The sequence below is a fragment of the Psychrobacter luti genome (assembly GCF_014192115.1).
In the GTDB taxonomy this organism is placed as follows: Bacteria; Pseudomonadota; Gammaproteobacteria; order Pseudomonadales; family Moraxellaceae; genus Psychrobacter; species Psychrobacter luti.
In genome coordinates, this window is the sequence record NZ_JACHXL010000003.1 from 1 (window position 1) to 26159 (window position 26159).

Annotated in this window: 18 protein-coding genes; 15 read left to right on the forward strand and 3 right to left on the reverse strand. The window is 43.9% G+C overall.

Annotated elements, in window-relative coordinates:
* Positions 1–63: IS3 family transposase (locus FHS24_RS12625; RefSeq protein ID WP_221185040.1), on the forward strand; the 63-nt coding region annotated here is incomplete at its 5' end.
* 78 nt (positions 64–141) lie between these two features.
* Here FHS24_RS12625 and FHS24_RS06895 read toward each other — a convergent pair.
* Positions 142–2841 carry a penicillin-binding protein 1A gene (locus FHS24_RS06895; RefSeq protein WP_183620112.1) on the reverse strand — a complete coding sequence of 900 codons (2700 nt, stop codon included), beginning with the start codon at positions 2839–2841 and terminating at the stop codon, positions 142–144.
* 192 nt (positions 2842–3033) lie between these two features.
* Between FHS24_RS06895 and FHS24_RS06900 the strand changes: the two genes are divergently transcribed.
* The 11 genes from FHS24_RS06900 (at position 3034) to FHS24_RS06950 (ending at position 20140) form a co-directional block, all read left to right on the forward strand.
* Positions 3034–4089 carry a pilus assembly protein PilM gene (locus tag FHS24_RS06900; protein WP_183620113.1) on the forward strand — a complete coding sequence of 352 codons (1056 nt, stop codon included), beginning with the start codon at positions 3034–3036 and terminating at the stop codon, positions 4087–4089.
* Positions 4089–4748 (forward strand): PilN domain-containing protein, encoded by a 660-nt coding sequence (locus FHS24_RS06905; RefSeq protein WP_183620115.1) that lies wholly within the window; start codon positions 4089–4091, stop codon positions 4746–4748. The genes FHS24_RS06900 and FHS24_RS06905 overlap by 1 nt, the downstream gene beginning before the upstream one ends.
* Positions 4745–5476: a type IV pilus inner membrane component PilO gene (locus FHS24_RS06910; protein WP_183620117.1), complete on the forward strand. Its 732-nt coding sequence runs from the start codon at positions 4745–4747 to the stop codon at positions 5474–5476. Before FHS24_RS06905 ends, FHS24_RS06910 begins: the two co-directional genes overlap by 4 nt.
* Entirely contained in the window at positions 5476–6009 is a 534-nt protein-coding gene (locus tag FHS24_RS06915) for a pilus assembly protein PilP (RefSeq protein ID WP_183620119.1), read from the forward strand. Before FHS24_RS06910 ends, FHS24_RS06915 begins: the two co-directional genes overlap by 1 nt.
* A 27-nt stretch (positions 6010–6036) precedes the next feature.
* Positions 6037–8397, forward strand: a complete 2361-nt coding sequence (pilQ, locus tag FHS24_RS06920) for a type IV pilus secretin PilQ (protein WP_183620121.1) — start codon at positions 6037–6039, stop codon at positions 8395–8397.
* 164 nt (positions 8398–8561) lie between these two features.
* Positions 8562–9125 carry a shikimate kinase AroK gene (gene aroK, locus FHS24_RS06925; RefSeq protein WP_183620123.1) on the forward strand — a complete coding sequence of 188 codons (564 nt, stop codon included), beginning with the start codon at positions 8562–8564 and terminating at the stop codon, positions 9123–9125.
* Positions 9126–9211: 86 nt separating this feature from the next.
* Positions 9212–10354 carry a 3-dehydroquinate synthase gene (aroB, locus tag FHS24_RS06930; protein WP_183620125.1) on the forward strand — a complete coding sequence of 381 codons (1143 nt, stop codon included), beginning with the start codon at positions 9212–9214 and terminating at the stop codon, positions 10352–10354.
* 171 nt (positions 10355–10525) lie between these two features.
* Positions 10526–11638 carry a hypothetical protein gene (locus FHS24_RS06935; RefSeq protein ID WP_183620127.1) on the forward strand — a complete coding sequence of 371 codons (1113 nt, stop codon included), beginning with the start codon at positions 10526–10528 and terminating at the stop codon, positions 11636–11638.
* Between the two features lie 991 nt (positions 11639–12629).
* Entirely contained in the window at positions 12630–17093 is a 4464-nt protein-coding gene (gene gltB / locus FHS24_RS06940) for a glutamate synthase large subunit (RefSeq protein WP_183620129.1), read from the forward strand.
* A gap of 152 nt (positions 17094–17245) precedes the next feature.
* The gene (locus FHS24_RS06945) at positions 17246–18667 is read left to right on the forward strand and encodes an FAD-dependent oxidoreductase (protein WP_183620131.1); all 1422 of its coding nucleotides are present in this window, start codon (positions 17246–17248) and stop codon (positions 18665–18667) included.
* 237 nt (positions 18668–18904) lie between these two features.
* Positions 18905–20140 carry an FUSC family protein gene (locus tag FHS24_RS06950; protein WP_183620133.1) on the forward strand — a complete coding sequence of 412 codons (1236 nt, stop codon included), beginning with the start codon at positions 18905–18907 and terminating at the stop codon, positions 20138–20140.
* A gap of 127 nt (positions 20141–20267) precedes the next feature.
* On the opposite strand, the gene FHS24_RS06955 is transcribed toward FHS24_RS06950, so the two are convergent.
* Positions 20268–21401 carry an ABC transporter substrate-binding protein gene (locus FHS24_RS06955; protein WP_183620135.1) on the reverse strand — a complete coding sequence of 378 codons (1134 nt, stop codon included), beginning with the start codon at positions 21399–21401 and terminating at the stop codon, positions 20268–20270.
* 360 nt (positions 21402–21761) lie between these two features.
* Here FHS24_RS06955 and FHS24_RS06960 point away from each other — a divergent pair, with 360 nt between their 5' ends.
* From FHS24_RS06960 to FHS24_RS06970, 3 genes are all read left to right on the forward strand, one after another.
* The gene (locus FHS24_RS06960; RefSeq protein ID WP_183620137.1) at positions 21762–22559 is read left to right on the forward strand and encodes a 3-oxoacyl-ACP reductase; all 798 of its coding nucleotides are present in this window, start codon (positions 21762–21764) and stop codon (positions 22557–22559) included.
* Positions 22560–22671: 112 nt separating this feature from the next.
* Entirely contained in the window at positions 22672–22935 is a 264-nt protein-coding gene (locus FHS24_RS06965) for a hypothetical protein (RefSeq protein WP_183620139.1), read from the forward strand.
* 306 nt (positions 22936–23241) lie between these two features.
* Positions 23242–24861, forward strand: a complete 1620-nt coding sequence (locus FHS24_RS06970) for an AbgT family transporter (protein ID WP_183620141.1) — start codon at positions 23242–23244, stop codon at positions 24859–24861.
* 147 nt (positions 24862–25008) lie between these two features.
* On the opposite strand, the gene FHS24_RS06975 is transcribed toward FHS24_RS06970, so the two are convergent.
* Complete coding sequence (locus FHS24_RS06975; protein ID WP_227671727.1) at positions 25009–25839, reverse strand: HAD family hydrolase; 831 nt, start codon at positions 25837–25839, stop codon at positions 25009–25011.
* Positions 25840–26159 lie beyond the last annotated feature (320 nt).

Sequence of the window (26159 nt, forward strand, 5' to 3'; positions counted from 1 at the left end):
CGTATTCAACTTAAATTAAAAGGACTGAGTCCTGTGCAATACAGAACTCAGTCCTTGTTATAAACTAAACCGTCCAACATTTGGGGGTCAGTTCAGAGCAAGACCTTTTTTATTAAACTGCTAACCAAAATAATAGTTTATTTATTCTGGCATCGGTGGCATACGCTCAACCGGCGTTACTGATAAAGGTTTGTTTTGAGGATTGCTGTCATCAGTACGACTTGGCTTCGGTTTCTCAGGAGCTGGTCGATTTTGAATTTGCTCTTCAACTGGTTCAGGAGCAGGGGGCTTACGTTGCTGCGTTGTGGTCTTAACGGGTTTTGCTGATTTACCCTCATCGGCAGTATCGTCTTCAAGTTCAGCAGCACCTTCATCCATCATTTCTATAATGCTCTGCTTTTGCTTTTTTGATTTGGCACGGTTATTAATAGAGACCCATTGATGAGGGGTGTCTTTTAATTGGGCTTTCATAAAGTCCATCCATACCGGCAGCGCTGCTACGCCGCCATACTCGCGGCGACCCAGCGTTGATGGCTGATCAAAGCCCATCCATACAACCGTGGCATTGGTAGGATGAAACCCTGCAAACCACGCATCTTTCGCTTCATTTGTGGTTCCAGTTTTACCACCAATATCATCACGTCCTAAGGCTCTTGCCTTCACCGCCGTACCGCGCTGAACAACATCGCGCAAGATATCTGCCATCTCGAAAGCGACTCTAGGTTTTAAGATACGTGGTGCTTGTTCAGCACGTACGTACTGTACTACTGGTGCTTTTAGGCGGTCCGAATATGGGCTTGCATCATAAATATCTAGATCAAGGGCTTTGTCCTCTTTCGTTATCTTGTCATTATTTGCTGCTTTTAGCTCAGAGTCTGATTTTTTATCTGCCGCTGTGTCTTTAGCATTAACGTTCTTATTTTTATCAGCAGCTGCTTTATTCTCTGCTTCTATTTTAGCTTCATAATCTTCAATAAGCTTTTTATTGACAGCGTCAAGCTGTTCATTAAAACATAAGGCGCAAGCTTGCTGCGGATTAGCTTGAAACAGCAATTTGTTATCATAGTTATAAATTTGTTCGATAAAATAAGGCTGAATACGGTGCCCGCCATTGGCAAAGGTGGCATAGGCAGTAGCCATTTGTAATGGCGTTGCCTGACCGGCGCCCAATGCTAATGACAAAGTTGTAGGCAGCTTCTCTTTATCAAGGCCAAATTCGTCTAATAAGTTGCGCGCATCAGAGATGCCAATTGCTTGCAGCAAACGAATAGAGACTAGGTTACGGGATAAATAAAGCCCACGGCGTAAGGTGATATCGCCTAAAAAACGTTGGTCGGAATTTTTAGGTTTCCAGTCACCTACTTGAATCGGGCGATCCGAGACAATACTGTCTGGACGATAGCCTTTTTCTAAAGCAGTGGTGTAAACGAGTGGTTTAATCGTCGAGCCTGGTTGACGCCAGCCTTGCAGCGCACGGTTGAATTTACTATGGTTAAAGTCAAATCCACCCACTAATGCTCTAACGCCACCCGTTTCAGGATTTAATGAAACCAAACTGCCCTGCACCTCAGGTATTTGCCCCAATTGCCAGTTGCCATTGGTCGTAGGTATCAGGCGCACGATATCATCTTTGCTGACAATTTGACTGGCATTACTCGGAAAGTAACCAATGCGATCGGCAGAAATATATTTGCGCGCCCAGCTCATGCCAGACCAGTTAACTGTTACATTTTCACCAGAGGGCATCGTTGCTTCAAAACTGCGAGAATTGACCTTGGTCACTTTGGCTGGAGACATATTGCTATAACGACGGAATTTTTCAAGTGGTTCGCCATTTGCCTCTGCGCCGCGCCAACCATGACGGTGCTCATAAGCTACCAAACCTGTTAGTACCGCTGATTCTGCCGCTTTTTGCGCTTCACTATCAACAGTTAGACGCACGCGCCAGCCACCATGCATTACTTGCTCACCATAGCGGTTGACCAAGGCAGAACGCGTCATCTCTGCCAAATACGGCATATTGACGTCAAGTTTTTCTTGATAAAGATTGATACCAATTGGGGCATTAATGGCTTCGTCATGCTGGGCTTTGTTGATATAACCAAGCTCATGCATGCGTCCAATAATCCAATTACGGCGGGTAAGGGCACGACTTGGATTGGCCACAGGGTTATATTTAGAAGGAGCTTTTGGCAGGCCTGCCAGCATAGCCATTTCGGCAACCGTCAGGTTTTCTAAAGATTTACTATAATACTTTTTAGCCGCGGCGCGAATACCATAAGCGCCTTCGCCTAAATAAATTTTATTGACATATAAGGTAAGAATGTCATTTTTGCTTAGCTCGTCTTCGATTTTACGGGCTAAAAATAGTTCCGTCAGTTTGCGATTTAGGGTACGCTCTGAGCTTAAAAAATAGTTTTTGGCAACCTGCATGGTAATAGTGGAGCCACCCGTTTGACTTTCATCATCGGTGACCACTTCAGTCACAGCGCGACCAAGACCTTTAATACTAATACCACTATGCTGAAAAAATGAGGCATCTTCCGCCGCTAAAAAAGCATGCGTTAAGCCTTTAGGGATTTCTTCATATGTAACCGGTAGCGATAAACGATTGCCGTACTGACCGATCAGTTTGTCATCACTACTATATATCTGTAATGGCATCTCTAGATTGGCAGTTTTAATCTCTTGAATGCTAGGCAAAGTTGGCGATAAATACATCGCCATACCATAGAAGCCAATAGGAACGGCAAGTGCCAAGATTAGCGCTAACGCTAAGCAGGCAATGAAAAGCCCCACCAAAAATTGAATGAGACGAGCGGTAGCATTTTTTTTGGTCATAAGAAGACTTATCAATTAAAGTTTCAATAGATAGGGCATTATACCTTGAACAAAATAGGCAGGTAATAATAAATGTGTAAGTGTTGCTTAATAAGTAATTTAAATGCTTGAATCTATCTGTTAAGTAAAGTATTGTACTAAATTATTACAAATAACTATCAGATTGTACACTTAACATAAGGTATAGAGTTTGTGAGGCTATTTACTTCTAAAAGTCGACATTTGATTGGCGTGGATATTTGCACCACCTCAGTGAAGTTGGTTGACATACAGCGTCAACAGGGCATATTTCACCTAAAATCTTACGGCATAGAAAGGTTGCCGGAAGGCGTAGTCGTCGACAAACTCATTGTAGACACTGAAGCGGTGGGTAATACAATAGCAAGCTTGGCGCGACGTTGCCAAGCTGCTGGTAGCAGTGCTGCCACCGCAGTTTCAGGTTCAGCTGTGATTACCAAAATTATCGATATGGATATGGTGCTTAACGACGTTGAGCGTGAAGCGCAAATCCGTTTGGATGCTGATCAATACGTACCTTATCCATTAGAAGATGTTAATTTGGATTTTGAGGTTCTGGGTCCTTCTTTGGTTAATGACAATATGGTGCAGGTACTATTGGCAGCCTCACGGTCGGAAAATGTTGACCAAAGAGTGGATGCGCTGACCTTTGGTGGCTTGCAAACCAAAGTGATGGATATCGAATCGCATGCGATTGAGCGTGCCTTTGGTTTGATGGCAGATAGCCTGCCAAACGTACCAGATTTGGTGGCTGTCGTCGATATTGGCCATAATCAAACCACATTATATATTGCTAAAAACGGCGAGTTTATATATAGTCGTGAACAATTATTTGGTGGTGTTCAGCTTACTGAAGCGATACAAAACCGATACGGATTATCTGCTGAAGAAGCGACGATTAGTAAACGAGAACGTACTTTACCAGACGATTACTATCCTGATGTGTTGACCCCATTTATAGAAAATACCATTCAACAGATTACTCGATCACTGCAATTCTACTTCTCTTCTAGTCAATATACCAGTATTGATCATGTGGTGCTTGCAGGTGGTAGTAGTTCTATTGCAGGACTTGCTGGTATGGCACAACAAAGATTGGGCGTGCCCGTGAGTATGGCAAATCCGTTTATCAATATGACCATTGCTCCACATATCGATAATGAGCAATTGGCGCTTGATGCACCAAGCTTAATGGCCGCTTGCGGTCTTTCGTTAAGGAGCTTCGACTAATGGCTCGTATTAACTTATTGCCCTGGCGGCAAGAAGAGCGCGAACGCCGCAATAAAGAATTTATCACTTTGGTGGTGGCCGTTACTTTGCTTGCTCTATTAGCAGCATTCGCTTCATGGAGTTATTTTAACAATGAACTCGATGAGCAATTAGATGCCAATGCACTCATTGAACAAGAAAATGCGCGCCTAGATAAAGCTTTGGTAGAAATTGATAGCTTAGAGCAGCGCCGTGAAGACATTATCTCGCGCATGCAGGTTATCCAAGACTTGCAAGGTCGACGTCCGGTTCCTGTGCGGTTATGGGATGATCTTGCCAAGGCGATGCCGCCAGCGCTTTATTTAAATAATTTAAAACGCGAAGGTGATGTGCTTACTTTAACCGGTCTTGCTGACAATCCAAATATCGTCTCTAGCTTGATTCGTAACCTTGATAGTAGCAAATGGATGGGCAATTCAGCAGTGAGTAACATCCAGCAAAATATTACTGCTTATGAATCTGCCCCAATGCTTAATAATACGGTTACTGCTGGTGAACAGCCGCGTCCTATTTATCCTGAAGACAGTTATGTCCAGTTTGTCGTAACGACCAAAGTACAGTCAGAAATGATTGAAGCTACTGATGCGGATGGTAATGCTGTGCTTGGAGGTGAGTTATGAAACTGAGCCGTAAAAAAAGACTCATTAAAACTAAAAAGACAGCGGTTAGTACTAAAAAGCCGTTTGATTTGAATGAATTCCGCCGCAGCTTTGAGTCATTGGATGCTGAGAACTATGGCAGTTGGCCGCTCCCTGTCAAAGTCACCGTGATTGGATTTATTATTGCTTTGATCGCTGCGCTGTCATGGGCATTGCCGATTAGCAGTAAAATTGATGAGATTACTGCTGCTGAAAGTCAACAGCAAACCTTACTTGATAGCTATCGTGAAAAAGAATCACGTGCGCGTCATTTAAAAGCGTATCAAGCGCAAGTGATTCAAATGGAAACGGAGTTCAATACCTTACTTGACCAGCTACCAAAAGATACCCGCGTATCAGAATTGGTCGAAGGTATCAATATGACTGGCGTTGGCAGTAATATACGATTCCAAGATATTTCTGTAGAACCAGAGATTGAAAACGAGTTCTTTATTGAGCAGCCTATTCGTATCGCAGCGTTAGGCGAGTATCATCAGTTCGGTAGCTTCATCAGTGGACTTGCTGCTTTGCCGCGTATTATTACGATGCATGATTTTGAAGTCAGTAATCCGCAGCCAACTTTGGATGTTCTACCTGAGCTCAATCTGGTGTTACAAACTAAAACATATCGCTCAAAAGAAGCAGCTCCTGAAGGTGATGAAGCTGTCGCGCCTGATGCTGCTACCACTGATGCTGCAGGAGGCAACTAATGAGTATCCAAAAACTGCCCATGCTGCTTATTTTAAGCGCCACTGTTTTGTCAATGACGGGTTGTACTGACCGTATCGGTATGGCAGAGCAGGCGATGGCCGATATTCGTAACCAGCCAGCGCAGCCGATTGAACCGCCGCCCAAGGCTGAGCTTGTAGAAGATTTTGTCTATAGTGCCAGTGCGCAGCGTAGTCCATTTTTGCCACCAAGCTTAGTTAACGTTCAAGGCCCTGCTACCTCTATCGATGGCGTGCGCCCTGATATAACCCGAGTAAAAGAACCGCTTGAGCAATATGAGCTATCGCAACTCGTCTTTCGCGGTGTCGTTATTTCCCCTGAAGGTCAGCAGTATGCCTTAGTGCAGCGCCCTGATGGTTCAGTTGCGAGCGTTAGAGTCGGGAATTATCTTGGATTAAATGACGGACGTATTGTTGAAATCACGCCGACCCAGATTAATTTGATTGAAATTGTGCCAGACAGCCGCGCTGGGTTTGTAGAAAAACCCCAGTCGCTGGTCTCCCCTATAAGCTAAGTCGGCAGATTTTTTGAGGAATACATAATGACAGTACGCAATAACAAGGTAATGACGATGAACAACCGCGTATCTTCTACGTTTGCCATCTCTGCATTGGCAATGAGTATGGTAGCAGTTAGTAGCAGTGCGCATGCTGAGCAGCGCATCAATAACGTCTCTGTGGTACAGACCGCACCGGCCGTTACCCAAATGCGCTTGGGCTTTGCTGACAAACCAGTATTACCTGCCGCTTATCAGCTTGATAATCCGAGCCGTTTGGTATTGGATTTTGAAAAGGTGCAAAACGGGCTTGCTAGTCGTTTCAATGAATACAACGTTGGCATGATCAATGATGTTACGACGTTAAATAGCGACAATACCACCCGTCTGATTATTGGACTCAAACAAGCGGGCAGTTATACCACCGCTATTGAGGGCAATGATTTGTTGCTAACGATTAGCGACCCGAGTCGTCCCGTTATCACCAATGATCCTGTGCAAGACGTGCTTAATGGCAATGCAGGTATCACTACTACTGCCGTTGTTACACCGATAGTTGAGACCAGTAGCGTAGCAGTTGCTCCTATTCGTACCACAGCTACTAGCACTACAGTAAACAAAACCCAAGTACCTGCTGATACCATGGTGGTGCGCGTCAATCCTTTGCTAAGCCCACAGCTTGCGGCCTCACAAGTGAGTAAGCAGTATAGTTATGATGGTTTAACCGCGGTTAATTTTACCGCAGGCAATGATGGTGGCGGTAATGTCAGTATTGCGCTTGCCAACGAAGCCATTCCAGTTGACGTCCAGCGCCAAGGCAATAAGTTGGTTGTACGTTTAACCGGCAGCACCGTGCCAAGAAACTTATTACGCCGCTTGAATGTTAATAGTGGTTTGGTTGATAGTATTGATACTAAAAATCAAGGTCAAAATGGTGTGATCACCATCAATGTCAAAGAGGATTATGAGTATCAAGCTTATCAATCGGGTAATCAGTTAAATATTAGTATCCGAAAGCCTGAGCTACTCCGTGAGCCAACGCTTGAAGAGAAAGTATATAGCGGTGAAGCGCTATCTATGGAATTCCAAGACGTTGAAATCCGTAGTGTGTTAGATATTTTGGCACAGTTTACCGATATGAATATCGTGGCTAGTGATTCGGTCGCTGGTAATATCACCTTGCGCCTGATTAATGTGCCTTGGGATCAAGCACTAGATATTATTCTAAAGAGTAAAAATCTTGGTAAGCGTGAAAATGGCAACGTGATTTTGGTTGCGCCCTCGACTGAGCTTGCTGAACAAGAAGCTCGTGATCTTGAAGCGCAGCAAGCGGTTGAATCTTATGCGCCGCTACGTACTGAATACATTCGCTTAAGCTATGCTAAAGCGGCAGATGTGTTGACGCTTATCTCTCAGGGCAGTGGCTCATCTGGTGGTAGCGGTACTGGCAACACAAATTCTAGTGATAACAATACCTTGTTGTCTAACCGTGGTACGGTAACGGTTGATGAGCGTACCAATACTTTGATTATCAAAGATGTGGCTGCAAGCATTGAAAATATTCATAAGCTGATTGGTAAAATTGATATTCCAGTCCGTCAAGTAATGATTGAAGCACGTATCGTCAGCGCCACGGATAGCTTTAGTAAAGAGATTGGCGTGCGTTGGGGTATTTTGTCAAACGGCGCTGCCAATAACCGTAACTTATTAGTCGGTGGTAGTAATCAGACGTTGTGGGATTTAAAAGATTTTGACGTAGAAACGACGACAGTTAATGGTCAAACGGTTTCTTATCCTAAGTACGACATCAGCCGTCCTGATAACTTGAACGTTGACTTAGGCATTGCTAACCCAGCGGGTAGTATTGCTTTTGGTTTACTTAGCATGTCAGATGTGATGCTCGATCTTGAGCTATCAGCACTACAAGCCGATAACCGCGGTGAAGTGATTTCGACACCAAAGATTTTAACGGCTGATAAACAGACTGCAAAAGTATCTTCTGGTACGCAAATTCCTTATCAAGAAGCATCGGCCAGTGGCGCGACCACGACCAGCTTTAAAGAAGCGGCATTAAGTCTAGAAGCGACGCCAAATATTACCCCAGACGGTAAGATTGGTCTGCAACTTGTTATTACCAATGGCACGCCAACGATTATTAATAATCAGGTCGCGATTGCGGAAGATTCAATCTCGACCAATGTGATTGTTGAAGATGGTCAGACCATTGTTTTGGGCGGCGTCTTTAAAAACCGTAGCAGTAATGGTGTCGATAAGGTACCGTTCTTAGGTGACTTGCCTTATATCGGTCGAGCCTTCCGCCGTGATGTGCGCAATAACTCTAAAGAAGAGCTGCTCATATTTGTCACGCCAAAATTGATTAATGATGGCATCAGCCGTTTAAATTAATCAGCGTTTAATGACTTTATAACTAAAAAAAGCAAGCATCAGCGCTTGCTTTTTTTGTGGCCAAATTTTGCGCTTGGCTGGATTTTACTCACAATAATCAACGCGCATTACTAGCCAGAATATCAATGACGTTGTATCATACCTAATTTAGCTGAGTGTGTATTATGGTTGAGGAATTACCGTCGGTATTTTTAGTGGGGCCGATGGGAGCGGGCAAGACCACCATTGGCAGGTTACTGGCTAAGCAGTTAGGGCGCTCGTTTGTAGACAGTGATTGGTATATTGAGTCGCAAACTGGTGCAGATATTGCTTGGATATTCGCCAAAGAAGGCGAAGCGGGCTTTCGCGAACGGGAGACGCGTGCCATCGATGAGCTGACGCAGCAATCACAAATTGTCTTAGCGACTGGCGGCGGCGCAGTGATGGCGGCTGAGAACCGTGCCTTTCTTAAAGAGCGCGGCATCGTCGTCTATCTCAATGCTCCGGTGGATGTGCAAATGGCGCGTACCGCCAAAGATAAGTCGCGACCATTGTTACAACAACCGAATCCTAGAAAAATATTGCAAGATTTATACAGCGCCCGCGACCCTTTATATCGGCAGGTGGCACACATTATCATTCCGACTGGTCATACGTATCCTCGCCATATGGTCAATCAGTTATTGCAGCAGCTAGACGCATTTTGTGAATCAACTTCTATCAGCTCAGTACATCAAGAAGATGAATAATAAGATAATCAACGCTATTAGATAAATTAGAAAAGTTTTAACAAACAACGCCGCTCAATTTAATTCTCATATTTAAGGAGGTTTTCATGGCAACGCCACTGTTTCATACCAACCTAACAGTAAAAACGCAAAGTCATGATTATCCTATTGTCATTACTGAAAATAGCAATGCAAGTCGCCTTAATAATAGCTCTGGAAATAGCACTGAAAAAAGCAGCATGGCAAGCCAAATTGCTCCTTATATTATAGGTCGTCAAGTCCTTATCGTCACCAATGAAACGGTTGCGCCTTTATATTTGAATGCTTTACAAAAGGCGCTTGAATCACAGTTTACCGTCAAGGTTTGTGTGCTCCCAGATGGTGAGCAATATAAGAACCAGAGCAGTATCAATCAGATTTATGATGCGCTAATGGTGGAGCATTTTAACCGTGATGTGACCCTAATCGCACTTGGTGGCGGCGTGATCGGCGATATGACAGGCTTTGCCGCTGCAAGTTTTATGCGCGGGGTCAATTTTATTCAAATTCCAACGACCTTGTTATCACAAGTAGATTCAAGCGTTGGCGGTAAGACCGGCATCAATCACGCCCAAGGTAAAAACATGATTGGCGCATTTTGGCAGCCGCAAATGGTTTTAGCCGATATGAGTACGCTTAAAACCTTGCCTGCACGTGAACTATCAGCAGGATTAGCGGAAGTCATCAAATACGCATTGATTATGGATGCCGATTTTTTGACTTGGCTTGAAGACAATCTACCAGCGATGATGGCTTTAGACTTAGCCGTACTTGGCGAAGCGGTGAAGCGCTGCTGCCAGTACAAAGCCGATATCGTCGCACAAGACGAAAGAGAGTCCGGTGTGCGCGCCTTATTAAACTTTGGTCATACCTTTGGTCATGTGATTGAAACTCATGAAGGCTATGGCAATTGGCTACATGGCGAGGCGGTCGCTGCTGGCATGGTGCAAGCGGCTGAACTGTCACAAAAGCTTGGCTGGTTAACCAGTGAAGACGTTGTTCGTATTAAGCGCGTGTTAGTATTGGTAAATTTACCCATCACGCCGCCCGCTATTGATGTACAGACGGCATTAGGTTTGATGGGTCACGATAAAAAAGTCAAACACGGACAAATCCGCCTTATTTTGTTAAAATCATTAGGTGAGGCAGTATTGACCAATGATTTTGATGCTGAGCTGTTAACCCAAGTATTGTCACAACATCACTCATAAAGGTGGCTAAAGGTTAATAAAAGCGTCAATACTATTTATCATAACGTTAAGATTTTAATTTATAGCCTTGTCATTAAGTGACAATTTTTTAAGTGCATCTTGATAAGTATTGCGTTATAAATGGCTTTTATCAGACTATCTTTATAAGTACTTTTCCCCAAGGATATCTCCATGGCAGCATCACGCTCGACGACTCGCACAGCTGGGCAGAAATATCGCCGTCAAGCACTGATTTGGCTGATAGCGACACTGCTATTGGGCGTGTTTACCGCCTTAGTTTGGATGTTTAGTCAAACGCCAGCGATGGGGGCAAAAATTGAGAACGAGCCAATATCAGCGCCGCAAGCCTCAACCGCTGAGCTTAAGCAGCCGTTAAAGATAGAATCCTTGCACGAGCTTGATACCGATGTGCAGCCGATTAGTTTTGATGCCACGGTTCGTGATTTGCGCAGCTACCCTGATGAGTTTAAAGATAAGCGTTATCTGCTGGCCAATAAAGGAAAGTGGACAGTGCAGGTGATGAATGTCGCTGAAAACGATGTGATTGTCAGCTATTTAGAAAGCCGTGACGATCGCGAGAAGTTTGCTTATTTTCGCTACCTCGATGAAAACAATCAAGTACGCTATATGTTGACTTATGGGCTGATGAGCAGTCCACAAGAAGCGGTTGGCGCTGCTAAATTAATAGACTTTAAGCTGCCTGCTAATGTGCGTGTGTTGCCAGAAGAGATCAATCGCTACGTCAGTATTATTGATAATTATGAGCGTCCTGACCCAGTCAAGGACTTAAGCACCAAACGCACGCGCGCTGTGAATTTGCGCCCAACCAAACGCGAAGTACCAGTGCGTCAAAAAACACCGGCTAATGATAGTGCCAACGAGCAAACAGCAAGTAATGCCAATCGTGGTGCGCAAGAAGGGTCGAATAATAGCGCTGCTGAAAGTATTCGTCAGTCAGTCGATACGTCTGAAACCTTATCTGTTAATGAAGAGCGTACGGTCGGTATCGAAGAGCAGACAACGACTGCACCAATACCAAAAAATACGGATAATAGCCGCAAACCTGAAGCAAGTAACAACAATGAACCGAAAAAACCACCCGTGGTTGAAGCGCCTAAACCTCCAAGTTCGAATGCAAACGGTAACGCCGCTAATAAGAACGCCAATCCCAATGTGGCTAGTAAAAATGCCAACGCTAATGCTAATAGCAATGCCTCAAAAAATAACGCTTCGAAAAACAACAATGACAGCATAAAAGAGCTTATTGAAGAAAAAAGTAATTAATTTAAATGAGCGTTTATTAAAAAAGCCTACCAGATATCATGTTTGGTAGGCTTTTTTGCGTCTATGATTTTGATAAGTAAGATTGCATTTGAATATATGCAGTGGTCATTAGGTTTTAAGATTAAGGTTCAGCGCTATAATAAAATAGTTAAAAGTATCAGTATAAACGGCTTAAACTAGGTCTCAGTCGAGAAAGTTAGTAATAGCATCCTGATTGATAATATAATTTTTTACAAAATGTAGAACACAAAGACATAGAAAAGACTAGATTTTTTGTCAATCATTAACTAAGATAACTATGGGCGACGTTCTGTATAGTTATCGTAAATCGTTATCTAACATCGCAGCATTTAGTAAGTAGGCTTAATGAAAATACAAGCACTTACGCTCATGTTGTTGTCTCAAGCGCTGCTACTTGCCATATTTATCAAGCTTATTTCAAGTGGCACAATCTCTCGTTATTACCCTAATTGGGGTCATTAAGGCGCTTGAGTACAGAGCGTCTGATATTCAAATTTGACGGTTTAGGCTAGTAATAGTAGCTACTTTACCCATCATTTTCTTATTATTTGCTTGGCGCATTATCTATCGAAGCGGTTAACGCATATCAGCATTTACTAACGTTTATGCGGCTCATATTGAGCGTCTTAATCGCTAAAAAAAGCCCAAGCCACTCAAGACCGATAGTGAATGATATGTAGGGGCTTTAAGGATAAAAAGATAGATAGGGTGATGGAGATTTATTTAATCTCCTGAATGCAGTCCTTTTATTGATTAATCCTAAAGTAAAGATTTTAGTTACTGTATAGTAATTAGAATAGTAAAGACAATCGTGATAAGTATTTTTATCACCTTCAAAATCTTTACTCTATTTGCTCTGCCTGCGTTTTATTAATCCGCTTATGTGAATATATACCCGTTCTGCCTGCGGAGTTTGGTTTGTACATCATATGAGATGTATATGCTGTCTGCTTACTTAAAAGGACAAGCTATGTCAATGATTTCCTCCTCTACGCATTTGGCGACGCCAGATGACTTCTCTGATAATTGCGGCTTTGGTTTAATTGCTCATATTGAGGGCCAAGCCAGCCATGATTTGGTAAAAACAGCCATTCACAGCTTAAGCTGTATGACCCATCGCGGCGGTGTCGCGGCGGATGGTAAGACAGGTGATGGTTGCGGTTTATTATTGGCGATGCCAAGAGTGTTTTTTAGCAATATTGCGGCTGAGCAAGGATTTACGCTGACGGCCAATTTTGCGGTAGGTATGGTCTTTGTTAATTTAGATGAGACAAAAGCGCAGTATAGCCGACAGGTACTCAATGAAGAGCTTAGCGCCCAAGGCCTAGAAGTAGCTGGTTGGCGCGATGTGCCACTTGATTTAAGTATCGTTGGTGAGATTGGTCGTGAGACCTTACCCGGTTTTCAGCAAGTATTTGTCAATGCAGAAGATGAGCTAGCCGCCGATGATTTTAACCGTAAGTTATTTGTCGCGCGTAAAAAAGCTGAACAGCGTCTGGTAAATGATGAGCTATTTTATGTATGTTCATTAAACTGTCAAACAATTATTTATAAAGGTCTGGTCATGCCATCAGACCTGCCTGCATTCTTTTTAGACCTGCAAGATACGCGTTTGGCCTCGCATATTGTGGTGTTCCATCAGCGTTTTTCGACCAATACATTGCCGCGTTGGCCACTGGCGCAGCCGTTTCGCTATTTGGCGCATAATGGTGAGCTTAATACCATCACTGGCAACCGTAGCTGGTCTGAGGCTCGTACGCCAAAATTAAAATCTGATAAATTGCCCAATTTAAATGAATTGACGCCTTTAGTAAATAGCACGGGCTCAGATTCATCAAGCTTAGACAATATGCTAGAAGTACTCATGTCAGGTGGTATGAGTTTATTCCATTCGATGTCGATACTGGTGCCGCCAGCTTGGCAAAATGTCGATAGCATGGATATGGATCTGCGCGCGTTTTATGAGTTTTACTCACAGCATATGGAAGCATGGGATGGCCCAGCAGGTTTAGTCATTCAGGATGGTCGCTATGCTGTCTGTATGCTTGACCGTAATGGTCTACGTCCGTCACGTTGGGTGACGACCAAGAACGGCTATATCACTGTAGCGTCTGAGGTTGGCGTTTGGGATTATGAGCCAAAAGACGTGCTTGCTAAAGGTCGGGTCGGTCCCGGTCAGATGCTGGTAATCGATACCATGACCGGTCAAATCATGGATACCAAAGCCATTGCGACCTTGCTCAAAAAAGCCCATCCATATCGTAAATGGTTACGTGAAGAAGCGACCCGTATCCGTGATGATGAGCGCTTAGAAGAAGAGTTAGCCGCACAAGCTTGCCGAGGTGAGCCGCTAAAAGCATTGCAAAAAATGTATCACATTACCAATGAAGAGCGGACTGAAATTATCCGTCCTAATGCTGAAAATGGTCAAGAACCAGTCGGCTCGATGGGCGATGATACGCCTATGGCGGTGCTATCGCAGCAAATTCGCCATGTCGGCGACTTTTTCCGCCAGCAGTTTGCACAGGTGACCAATCCGCCGATTGATCCATTGCGTGAGTCAATCGTGATGTCGTTACAGACTTGCTTGGGAGCTGAGACCAATGTGTTTGCACCATCAGCACGCGACGCGCACCGTATTATTTTATCGTCGCCAGTTTTATCAGCCAGTAAAATGCAGCAGCTCGAAACCTTGGATGATCCAGCCTTTCAGCTTGCACGTATCGATTTAAACTACGATGCCAATCTTGAGTTGTCAGTAGCCATCAAAGCTATCTGTGAGCAGGCGGCAAACAGCGTTCGTGCTGGTCATACATTGATTGTCTTGTCTGATAAAAATATTACTGCCGATAAAGTACCAGCCAATGCCATTATGGTCACCGGTGCGGTGCATCATTACTTAATCGCCCAAGGTATTCGCACCGATGCCAATTTAATCATCGAGACAGGCTTGGCGCGCGATTCGCATCAAGTGGCGGTATTAATTGGCTTTGGCGCGACCTGTGTTTATCCCTACTTAGCTTATGATGTCATCGATGACTTGGTCGGCACTGGCGAGCTGCTTGGCGATCCGATTCAAGCGCGGGTAAATTTCCGTAAAGGCTTGGATAAAGGGTTGCTAAAAATCTTATCAAAAATGGGCATCTCGACCATCGTTTCTTATCGCGGCGCGCAATTATTTGAAGCGGTTGGCCTCTCTGAGGAAGTGGTAAGCTTATGCTTTAAAGGTGTGCAAAGCCGTATCAAGGGTGCAACCTTTGCCGATTTGGCTGCTGACCAAGCACAATTGGCTGCCAATGCCTTTAAACGCCGTGCGCCACTCGATCAAGGTGGCTTGCTGAAGTTTGTCTTTAATAAAGAATATCATGCCTTTAACCCTGATGTGATTAACAGTCTACACACGGCAGTACGTACGGGTGATTACGATAATTATCGTGATTATGCCGATTTGGTTAACAGTCGTCCCGTTGCGACCTTACGTGATTTGCTGCAATTAAAAACGGATAACTCTATCGATGTGAATGAGGTCGAAGATATTTCAGAGATTTTGACGCGCTTTGATTCAGCAGGTATGTCATTAGGGGCTTTATCACCTGAAGCCCACGAAGCGATTGCCATGGCGATGAATACCATTGGTGGGCGCTCAAACTCTGGTGAAGGCGGCGAAGATCCTGTACGTTATGGTACTTTACGCAACTCAAAAATTAAGCAAATTGCCTCTGGTCGATTTGGCGTCACACCGGCATATCTGCGTTCAGCAGAAGTGATGCAGATTAAGGTTGCACAGGGTGCCAAGCCGGGTGAAGGTGGTCAGCTGCCAGGTGGTAAGGTCAATGCGCTAATCGCCCGTCTGCGTTATTCGGTACCTGGGGTGACACTCATATCACCGCCGCCGCATCATGATATTTATTCTATCGAAGATTTGGCGCAGCTAATTTTTGATTTAAAACAAGTCAATCCAGATGCTTTGGTATCGGTTAAACTGGTTTCACGTCCGGGGGTTGGCACCATTGCAACGGGCGTGGCAAAAGCCTATGCCGATTTGATTACCATCTCAGGCTATGATGGCGGCACCGCAGCATCGCCACTATCCTCTATCCATCATGCTGGCTCGCCTTGGGAGCTAGGCCTTGCTGAAACGCATCAGTCGCTACGCGTTAATGGCTTGCGTGATAAAGTCCGTATCCAAACCGATGGTGGTTTAAAAACCGGTCTTGATGTGGTCAAAGCCGCTATTCTCGGTGCTGAAAGCTTTGGTTTTGGTACCACGCCGATGATTGCGGTTGGTTGTAAATATCTGCGTATCTGCCATCTTAATAACTGTCCGACCGGCGTTGCCACCCAAAAAGCCCAGCTACGTGATGAGCACTTCATTGGTGAAGCTGAGATGCTGATTAACTTCTTTAAATTTGTCGCGACTGAAACGCGTGAATGGCTTGCAGCATTGGGCGTGCGCAGTATGGAGGAGCTGGTCGGACGTACCGATTTGCTTGAAGTGTTAGAAGGCAATACCGATAAACAGCGTCATTTAGATTTATCGCCATTATTATTTAGTCATCCAGCCAGTAGCGGCAAAGCGCAAACCTGTCAGGTGGCGCGTAATGAGCCGTTTGATAAAGGTTTGCTTGCTGAGCAGATGATTAGCGATATGTTGCTCAATATTCGTCAAGGTAATGGCGGCGATTATAGCTATGCCGTCGGCAACTGCGATCGCTCTATCGGTGCGCGTATCTCAGGTGAGATTGCGCAGGTATGGGGCAATATTGGCATGAGTGATATGCCCATTAAGCTACACTTAAACGGTACTGCAGGGCAAAGCTTGGGTGTTTGGAATGCGGGCGGCTTACATATTGAGCTTGAAGGCGATGCCAATGACTATGTCGGTAAAGGCATGGCGGGCGGTGAGATTGTTATTTATCCGCCGAAAGACTCAAGCTTTAATGCGCAAGAAACTGCTATCATCGGTAATACCTGTCTCTATGGTGCAACGGGCGGTAAGCTATATGCGGCTGGCACTGCAGGCGAGCGTTTTGGCGTACGTAACTCTGGCGCGCATGCGGTCATCGAAGGCACGGGTGACCATTGCTGTGAGTATATGACCGGCGGTATCATTACTATCCTTGGTCGTACGGGTCTGAATTTTGGCGCGGGTATGACGGGTGGTTTTGCTTATGTACTTGATATGGATGGTGACTTTTTTGACCGCTGTAATCATGAGCTGATTGACTTAAACCGTATCTCAAGTGAGCAAACGGAAGGTCATCGTATTTATTTACAACAAGTGATTGAAACCCATGTCGATAAAACCGGCAGTGCGTGGGGGCAGACTATTTTAGCGGACTTTGAGCATTATGCGCGTAAGTTCTATTTGGTGAAACCTAAAGCGGCAAATGTTGCGACCTTGCTTAAGACCACGACGGCTGATCCACAATAAAAGGGATGAGCCAGCAATAGGTTTACGAGCATTTTAACTCATAGCTTTAACGCAAAGTTTTAAGCAGGTAAATGACAGCCTGTATCCGTAAATTTGCCTCATTGAGGCTGCAGATATTAGCTGTCGTCACCCACTAAAAAAGAGACAATACCATGGCAAAACGCTTAGAAAATAGTTTTCAATTTTTAGATGTACCACGCCTTGAGCCCGCTAAAAAAGACATTGCTACCCGTTCGACCGAGTTCGTCGAAATTTATCATCCATTTGAAAGTGAGTCAGTGGCGCAGCAATCACATCGCTGCCTTGAATGCGGTAACCCGTACTGTGAGTGGAAATGTCCGGTACACAACTACATTCCCAATTGGCTTAAATTGGCTAGTGAAGGTCAAATATTTCAGGCAGCAGAATTGTGCCACCGTACCAATACCTTACCTGAGGTTTGTGGACGTGTCTGTCCACAAGACCGCTTATGTGAAGGCGCTTGTACGCTAAACGACGGTTTTGGGGCAGTGACTATTGGTAATGTCGAAAAGTATATTAATGACACCGCTTTTGCCCTTGGTTGGCGTCCTGATATGTCCGATGTGATTTGGACGGACAAAAAAGTCGCTATTATCGGGGCAGGACCCGCAGGTTTGGGTTGCGCAGATATTTTAGTTAGAAATGGTGTGACGCCTGTTATTTTTGATAAGCGCCCAGAAATTGGCGGCTTATTAACCTTTGGTATTCCAGAATTTAAAATGGAAAAAGACGTCATGCGTAATCGCCGTGTCATTTTTGAAGGCATGGGCATGGAGTTTCGTTTAGATACAGAAATTGGTACGGATGTCAGTATTGATGAGCTGTTAAGCGAATATGATGCGGTGTTTATGGGCATGGGTACTTACACTTATATGCGCGGCGGCTTTGCAGGCGAGGAATTAGAAGGTGTCTATGATGCGCTAGATTATCTGATTGCTAACGTCAATCGCTGTAACGATTGGGAAAAAAATCCAGAAGAATATATCGATTTAAAAGGTAAAAAAGTAGTGGTGCTAGGCGGCGGTGATACGGCGATGGACTGTAACCGTACCAGTATTCGTCAAGGAGCGCAGCAAGTGGTTTGTGCTTATCGCCGCGATGAAGAAAATATGCCCGGCTCACGCCGTGAAGTGGTCAATGCGCGCGAAGAGGGCGTTGAGTTTTTATTCAACCGTCAACCGACTGAAATCATTGGTTTAAATGGTAAAGTGAACGCGGTCAAAGTTATTACCACGCAACTGGGTGCGCCTGACAATCGTGGTCGCCAGCGCCCCGAGCCTATTCCCAATTCCGAAGAAATTATCCCATGTGATGCGGTTATTTTGGCCTTTGGTTTCCGTCCTAGCCCTGCTGATTGGTTTGCAGGTCAGCAAATCTCGATGGACAGCTCAGGTCGGGTCGTAGCCGCCGAAAAACAAACCTTTAAATTCCAAACCAGTAACCCTAAAATCTTTGCTGGTGGCGATATGGTACGCGGCTCTGATTTAGTTGTGACAGCGATTTGGGAAGGTCGTGAAGCGGCGGAAGGTATTCTAGACTTTTTAGAGGTATAGCATATAGCTACTATCCATAGCTGAATGCTATTAGCCAAACGCTCTCAGCTAAACACTATCTTGGCGTGCTTTTTTGTTGTTATGTGCTAGCATGTTTTGACCTTTAACGTCTTTTATCTTTTAATAGATGAAAGACGTTATTTTTTGACCATTGCTTTATTATCGCTTTATCAATAGTTAAGCTTGTAGCTATTATTTAACCATATTTTTATTCATTTATTATAAGAGAAAGCCTGCGTGAAACCGACTTTTTGGCAACGATTTACCGCACCGTTTGTGGAGCCATATGCCCGCTATCAGCATGCGGATATTTTGCATGCCATACGTTTGGGTGTGGCCGTGCTAATTGCCCTGTTGTTAAATGAGTTCACGCACTTGCCGCATGGCGAATGGACGACCATTACCGTGTTTGTGATATTGGGCTTATTGCAATATCAAGGGGCGATTTATACTAAGGCCAAAGAGCGGATATTGGGTACATTGCTTGGGGTAGTGGTCGGCCTTAGTTTCTTATGGCTGATTCAAGATACGGGTCATTGGCTATGGTTATATTATGGGCTGATTGGCATTATCAGTGGCATCATTGGTTATGTGGCGGTCAAGCAGCTGGGTTATATTGGTCTGTTGACAGGGATTACTATGTTGATGATTGTTTCAAGCCCTGACCATAGTAATATTGCCCAAGATGGTTTATATCGCGCGTTTAATATCTTACTTGGCGCAGGGGTAGCAGTCGCAGCAACCCTAATTTTGCCGCTTAAATCGACGTTAATGTGGCGGTTTTTATTGGCGAGTAATCTTGAAACCTGCAGCAATTTGTATGCTGGGGTTGGCAATCATATTGATGCCGAAGTTTTGGTGCCTAAGCCATTTAAGTATAGTAAGGCGACCAGTTCAGCCAGTATTATTTATCCAAAGAGCAGCTCTGTACCAGATACACCTGTTAATAAATCTTTGGTCAAAGCCCTACAAAAAATCAATAAGCGCCTGCTTGCTGTGCGCCCGCATATCGCCGCAACAGCAAGTGAATCTGGCATTGAAAAAGAAACGCTAGAGACGATTCAGCGTACGCATCGTAATATCATTGGTACCATTGATTTGCTGTTAAGTGCCGCGCCGCGCTTGGCCAATATTGAAATTGATGATGAAAACCATATTTTGCTCATTCATTATCAGCATGAATTGACGCAAGCGATGCAGCATATGGCCGCGGTATTACGTAGCCCAAATGATGAGGTCTTTCAACCGATTACGCGCATCGCGGTATCAGAGTATCCAAGTGTGGAGAATTTGGGCTTTGAGTGGCAAGGCTATTTTTGGTTGACTCAAACTCTGCAATTACAGTTACAGCGGCTCAGTGATTTGTTACAAACAACCAAACCGCAATGGTTTGCCGCCTCTGGTCTGCGCTATCAGCGCCGTGAGCAGCGCCGTATTGAGCATAAAGGCAGCGAAACTGATTTGCATTTATAAATAGACAAATAAATAAAAGACAAATAAAAAAAGCTGACTTGATAAAGTCAGCTTTTTTTATAGCAATATTTATTGAAAATAGAGGTTAACCATCAGCTATTAATAATCATATTTTAACAAACAATGATTAACGACCGGTTTTTAGTTTATCCCAATATTGCTGATACACTTGCAAGGCTTCATCGCCGACATCTTCTTGGAATTCAGCTTTTGCTAGCACTTCTTTACTTGGATAGATGGTTGGATTGTTTCTAACCTCTTCTGGCATCATTTCACGGGCAGCGATATTAGGCGAGGCATAGCCAATCTCTTCGCTGACAATTTTAGAGTTCTCAGGACGCAGTAAGTAGTCGATAAACTTGTGCGCTGCATCGACTTGTTTGGCATTTTTGGGAATCACAAAGTTATCCATCCATAAGATAGCGCCCTCAGTTGGATACTTATATACCAAGCTGGTCAAGCCTTCGTTATTGGCAATGATTGCTTCGCCATTCCAGCTCATACCAACCGTGGTTTCACCTTCCATATATGGCATACGTGAGGCATCCGAATTAAAGGTTTTTACATTTGGCATCAAGGTCGTCAGCTTCTCATAAGCGGCTTTAATCTCGTCAGGGTTTTTACTATTACCTGAATAACCAAGGGTCAATAGCGCCATGCCAAACACTTCGCGCATATCGTTCATCAGCATCACTTGACCTTTATACTCAGGACGCCATAAGTCATTCCAGCTATTTACGGTCGCAGGATCGACCACTTCGCCATTGATGGCAAGACCGGTGCTGCCCCACATATAAGGAATCGAATATTTGTTTTCTGGGTCAACTTTGGTATTGGTAAATGAGGTATCAAGATTCTTAAAGTTACTTAATTTGGACTTATCCAGCTCTTGTAGCAGCCCTTCTTTAGCCATTTTTTCGACATAATAGGTCGATGGAATCGCTAAGTCATATTGGCTAGAATCATCGAGTAACTTGAGCTTGGCGTACATGGCTTCGTTAGAGTCAAAGGTAGTGTAATTGACCCGAATGCCTGTTTCTTCGGTAAAGCCATCGAGAATTTCCTGCGGCATATACTCAGACCAGTTATACAAATTAAGCGTTTCTGTACTGGCAGTTGTGCCGTCAGTTGCCGCATTGTCAGAGTTGCTACAGCTGGCAAGTGCAAGTCCGACTGTCACCGCTAATAGTGCTTTTGGTAGTATACGAGCGCTACGAGCAACGCTGTGAGCGGCAGGGTTGGACGATAATAAATGGGTCAAAATATCTCTCCTAAAGTAAAAATGATGCAAATGAGTAAAAGTTAGATGATAGATAGTTAATGCTAAATGCTAAATATAAGTTAACGAGCCAAAGGTGAAACTATTATGGCTATGATTGTGAATAATTTAAAGGGCAAGGATGCAACCGATATTCATACCACTATTAAAGCTCATGCTAAGAACTGGCTAGGAATTATTTGTAAGTAATAGTATGAGGTTTGTCACTAAACTTTTGTAAGATAATGAGCGTAAACAATCATGCTATGATGGGCGCTGGTTTATTTTCAGCCGCTACTCAACGACATGGTTTATATAAAATAAATAGATTAACCATAACACAATAATAAAGGATGCAACATCATGACTCAGAGTAACCCACGGATTCCAGCGCTGCTCACGGATAAAGTCGCTATCGTTACTGGCGCTAGTCGCGGGCTTGGTGCCCAGATTGCTGGGCAAATGGCAGCAGCAGGCGCGCGCGTTTGCGTCAATTATCTTAATAGTAAAGAGGCTGCTGACCAAGTGGTTGCTGGTATCATTGCTGCAGGTGGTCAAGCATTTGCTTATCAAGCTGATGTTAGCGATTTAGCACAAATGCAAGCGCTGGCAGCTGAAGTGGTTACGCGTTACGGCCGCATTGATATATTGGTCAATAACGCTTTGCCAAGCTATCAGTTTAATCCCAGTGCTGACTATACCAGTATCGAAACCGTCAAATGGGCGCATTTTTCGCAGCAGCTTGACGGTATTGTGAAAGGTGCGGTCAATACCGTGCAAGCGGTACTACCACAAATGAAAGCGCAAAAAATGGGCAAGATTATCAATATCTCAACCAATCTTGTTTATAATCCGGTGGTCACTTATTACGACTATACCACTGCCAAATCTGCATTGATTGGGCTGACGCGTAACTTGGCTGCTGAGCTTGGACAATATGGAATTCGCGTTAATCTGCTGGCAGGCGGACTGCTACAAACCACGGACGCAAGCCGTTTGACAACTGAAGAAGTCTTTGATTATATCGCCACCACTACGCCATTACGTAAAGCAACCTCGGTGGCTGACTTTGCCAATTCGGTGCTACTAATGGCGTCTGATTTGAGCTTGGCCATCACTGGACAGTCTATCGCTGTCGATGGTGGTTTGACGATGCCTTAAAGCCTTAAGACCATGAGGCTTTGATTTCCATACGTTGGTAAAATAGAAAAATAAAATAAAAAGCCAAGCAAAGTTCTAACCACATTGATTAAATAAGAAATAGAGGAATAAAATGAATAACCGCAAACGAGCTGGAATCATCGCAGCAGTAATTGGGATAGTCGCTTTTATGATGATGTTTCATGCTGGCTCACCGACGCCTATCCTAAACTGGCCGGTAGAAACGTATATGGGCTTGGCATTTACCATCGGTTGGTTGAGTAGTGTGCCCACTTGGCTGTCTTATGTGCTAGCAGCGTTGGTGCTTGTACTTATGATTATAGGTTTTTATAAAATTGGTGGCTGGGTTTATAGTCTGATGACAAGGAGGCGTTAGATAGCAGCATAATACTGTTTTTAACGTACCTCCTTTATTTTCAACTGAGTAGACTTATTTAGTCCTCACCTATTATTCACTGGCGATAGATTGGAATACTCCAATCTATCGCTTTTTTATTTTTGACGCTTAATGTCTGAGATGTGTGTGATTTATGTATTGCTGAATATTGCAAACAATTTGTTTTATAAGCCAAAATTATTTGTTTCTGCTTCTCAACTATGTTTCAATCGCAATCTTTTATCAATGTTTTCATATACTTTAAACATTTCAACAGTACTTAACTTTTGAATGGAGAAATGGGCTATGCAAGGAAGTAATTCGCCAAATGGCAGTCCGCCACATGATAATTTTGATGCGGCAGAGCAAGACTCTCGCATGCAGAGGTTTCTGAAAGGGGTCGAATGGCTCGGTAATTTGCTACCCCATCCTGTGATTCTATTCGTATGGATGTCGGTATTTTTGCTGGTTCTTTCAGCAGTATTGTCTTACTTTGGGGTATCGGTGATTGACCCACGACCAGAAGGTGCAAGTGGACGTAGCGCCGATGGGATGATCGAAGTTGTCAACTTATTAAACGGCGAGGGCTTAGCGCGCATTGTTGAAAACTTAGTGACCAACTTTACTGGCTTTGTGCCACTTGGTACAGTGTTAGTAGCCTTGCTAGGTGTCGGTATCGCTGAGCGTTCTGGAATGATATCAGCTGCTCTGCGCGGACTGGTGTTAAACGCGCCAAAAAAGATGGTGACATTTACCATTGTGTTCGCAGGCATCATGTCAAACACGGCCGCTGAGCTTGGCTATGTAGTGCTAATTCCGCTTGCCGCCGTCATATTCCATTCACTTGGTCGACATCCATTAGCTGGTATCGCTGCGGCATTTGCTGGCGTGTCAGGTGGCTATAGTGCCAATTTATTACTCGGCACGGTCGACCCTTTGTTATCAGGGATTACCCAAGAAGCGGCTCGCATTATCGATCCAGCTTATACCGTTGGGGCAGAAGCCAACTGGTACTTTATGATGGTTAGTACATTTCTCATTAGTGGTTTAGGTTATTTTGTGACTGAGAAAATAGTCGAGCCAAGCCTTGGTGAGTACAATCCTAGTGATGCTGATGATCCCTCGGTGTTAGATACCAAAGCTGAGCAGGTCTCTGCCATTGAGAAAAAAGGCCTCATTTGGGCTGGTATCAGCATGCTAGTGTTTTGCCTATTGCTAGCTTGGACAGTGGTACCTGCTGACGGTATATTCCGTAATGCCGAGACTGGCTTGGTATCAGGGTCGCCATTTTTAAAAGGTATTGTTGTCTTCATATTTGTGTTCTTTGCGATACCAGGTTACATATATGGCAAGATTACTGGCAGCATGAAAAACAACCAAGATGTGGTTGATGCTATGAGTCATGCGATGAGCTCGCTAAGTATTTATATCGTCTTGGTATTTTTTGCCGCACAGTTCACAGCCTTCTTTAACTGGTCAAATCTTGGCTCAGTGATGGCGGTATCTGGCGCAACTTTCTTAAATGATATCGGTCTAACAGGACCATTCTTATTGATTGGTTTTATCTTAATATGTGCGGTTGTTAACTTAATGCTCGGTTCGGCATCTGCACAGTGGGCGGTGACAGCACCGATATTTGTTCCTATGCTGATGCTGACAGGTTATGCGCCTGAGATGATACAGGCAGCCTACCGCATTGGTGATTCGACGACCAATATCATTACCCCTATGATGAGCTATTTTGGTCTGATTATGGCCGTTGCCATTCGCTATAAGAAAAATACGGGTGTGGGAACACTCATGGCAATGATGTTGCCTTATTCCATTGCGTTCTTAGTTGGTTGGATTATTCTATTCTGCCTTTGGGTGTTTGTCTTTGGTTTACCCGTAGGCCCTGGATCGGAAACGTTTTATCCTGCTCGGTAGGTGTTAATCGAATAAATAGCTTTTAAGATTAAACCATGAAAATTAGCAATTACTAGCCAAACAAAAACCCTTGTCGGTGTCTGGCAAGGGTTTTTTATTGGCTTTAAAAAAGAGCTGTTTTAATAGTTTCTCTCAAAACGGTTGTGCTTATGACGCTATCTTAAATTGTTCAAGCACTGCTTGTATTCCGTACTCTTCAATCGTACCAGTGACGAAATCTGCACGCTCGATTAGGGCGGGTTGCGCATCGCCCATCGCCACTGCATAGCCGACCAAATCAAACATTTCTAAATCATTCATACCATCACCGAACGCCATACATTCACGTGCATCTACGCCATAATACTGACAGACATCTTTGATACCGCGTGCTTTAGAGGCGTTTGCTGGCAGGATGTCTGCACCGATGTGATGCCAATGTACCAGCTTTAAATCGTCCTCTGCAAAGTCGATATCTTGCATCTTCTCTTCTGGATTGTTAAAAAAGACCGAGCATTGATAGACCGTATTTGCCTTATGATAATCTGGGTCAAGAATAGAGTTTGGCGTTATGGCGTTGTATTCACGCAAACGTGCATTTTCACCTGACCATGCGATATGCATCGCCGAGTCGAACTTATGAATCAGCTCGCTTGTTTCACATAACTGGACGATTTTGTCCGTCTGCTCAGCAGATAAAGGGTAATGACTAATGACACCCTTATTATCAAAGCTATATTGCCCATTCATACAAATAATTGCATCTAAAACATCAGCTTCAAACAAAGCTAAAATATCCGCTGGCAATATTGCTTTAGAGCGTCCCGTCGAAATCACCAATTTAATATCAGTTTTGGCAAGCGCTTCAAGGGTCGCTTGGTTGTGCGCTGCGATAACACCGTTACGGCTTAAGGTATCATCGATGTCAAAAAATATGACTTTTGGCACAGGCAATGTATGATTCATACTAGCTGTCGCCGCCTTATCTACAATAAACATGAGTATCCTTTATATTTGAAAAACGACTATTTAGGTATTTAAAGCAGGTGTTCAGAGTCGTTGAGATTTGCTTAATATGTTTTAATCGTTACTGCTAATATCACAGTTTAGAGTTATTAGTAAGTATGCATCTTATATGGCTAAGCATACAATAATAGAGGTGTTTGGCTATCTTATGTATGGTGTTTACCATTGATATTCAAATCAAACCATCGGCTAGGTAGTTGGTTTTTTGTCTTTTGAATTTATATAAAGTCTAAATATTATCTATATTAAGTTTAGTATTGTTAATAATTTTATAAAATACAAAATTATTAAGT

Coding starts and splice junctions, on each gene's coding strand:
- FHS24_RS06895 (WP_183620112.1), bottom strand. CDS start 2,841: ATGACCAAAAAAAATGCTACCGCTCGTCTCATTCAATTTTTGGTGGGG.
- FHS24_RS06905 (WP_183620115.1), top strand. CDS start 4,089: ATGGCTCGTATTAACTTATTGCCCTGGCGGCAAGAAGAGCGCGAACGC.
- FHS24_RS06910 (WP_183620117.1), top strand. CDS start 4,745: ATGAAACTGAGCCGTAAAAAAAGACTCATTAAAACTAAAAAGACAGCG.
- FHS24_RS06915 (WP_183620119.1), top strand. CDS start 5,476: ATGAGTATCCAAAAACTGCCCATGCTGCTTATTTTAAGCGCCACTGTT.
- pilQ (WP_183620121.1), top strand. CDS start 6,037: ATGACAGTACGCAATAACAAGGTAATGACGATGAACAACCGCGTATCT.
- aroK (WP_183620123.1), top strand. CDS start 8,562: ATGGTTGAGGAATTACCGTCGGTATTTTTAGTGGGGCCGATGGGAGCG.
- aroB (WP_183620125.1), top strand. CDS start 9,212: ATGGCAACGCCACTGTTTCATACCAACCTAACAGTAAAAACGCAAAGT.
- FHS24_RS06935 (WP_183620127.1), top strand. CDS start 10,526: ATGGCAGCATCACGCTCGACGACTCGCACAGCTGGGCAGAAATATCGC.
- gltB (WP_183620129.1), top strand. CDS start 12,630: ATGTCAATGATTTCCTCCTCTACGCATTTGGCGACGCCAGATGACTTC.
- FHS24_RS06945 (WP_183620131.1), top strand. CDS start 17,246: ATGGCAAAACGCTTAGAAAATAGTTTTCAATTTTTAGATGTACCACGC.
- FHS24_RS06960 (WP_183620137.1), top strand. CDS start 21,762: ATGACTCAGAGTAACCCACGGATTCCAGCGCTGCTCACGGATAAAGTC.
- FHS24_RS06965 (WP_183620139.1), top strand. CDS start 22,672: ATGAATAACCGCAAACGAGCTGGAATCATCGCAGCAGTAATTGGGATA.
- FHS24_RS06970 (WP_183620141.1), top strand. CDS start 23,242: ATGCAAGGAAGTAATTCGCCAAATGGCAGTCCGCCACATGATAATTTT.
- FHS24_RS06975 (WP_227671727.1), bottom strand. CDS start 25,839: ATGTTTATTGTAGATAAGGCGGCGACAGCTAGTATGAATCATACATTG.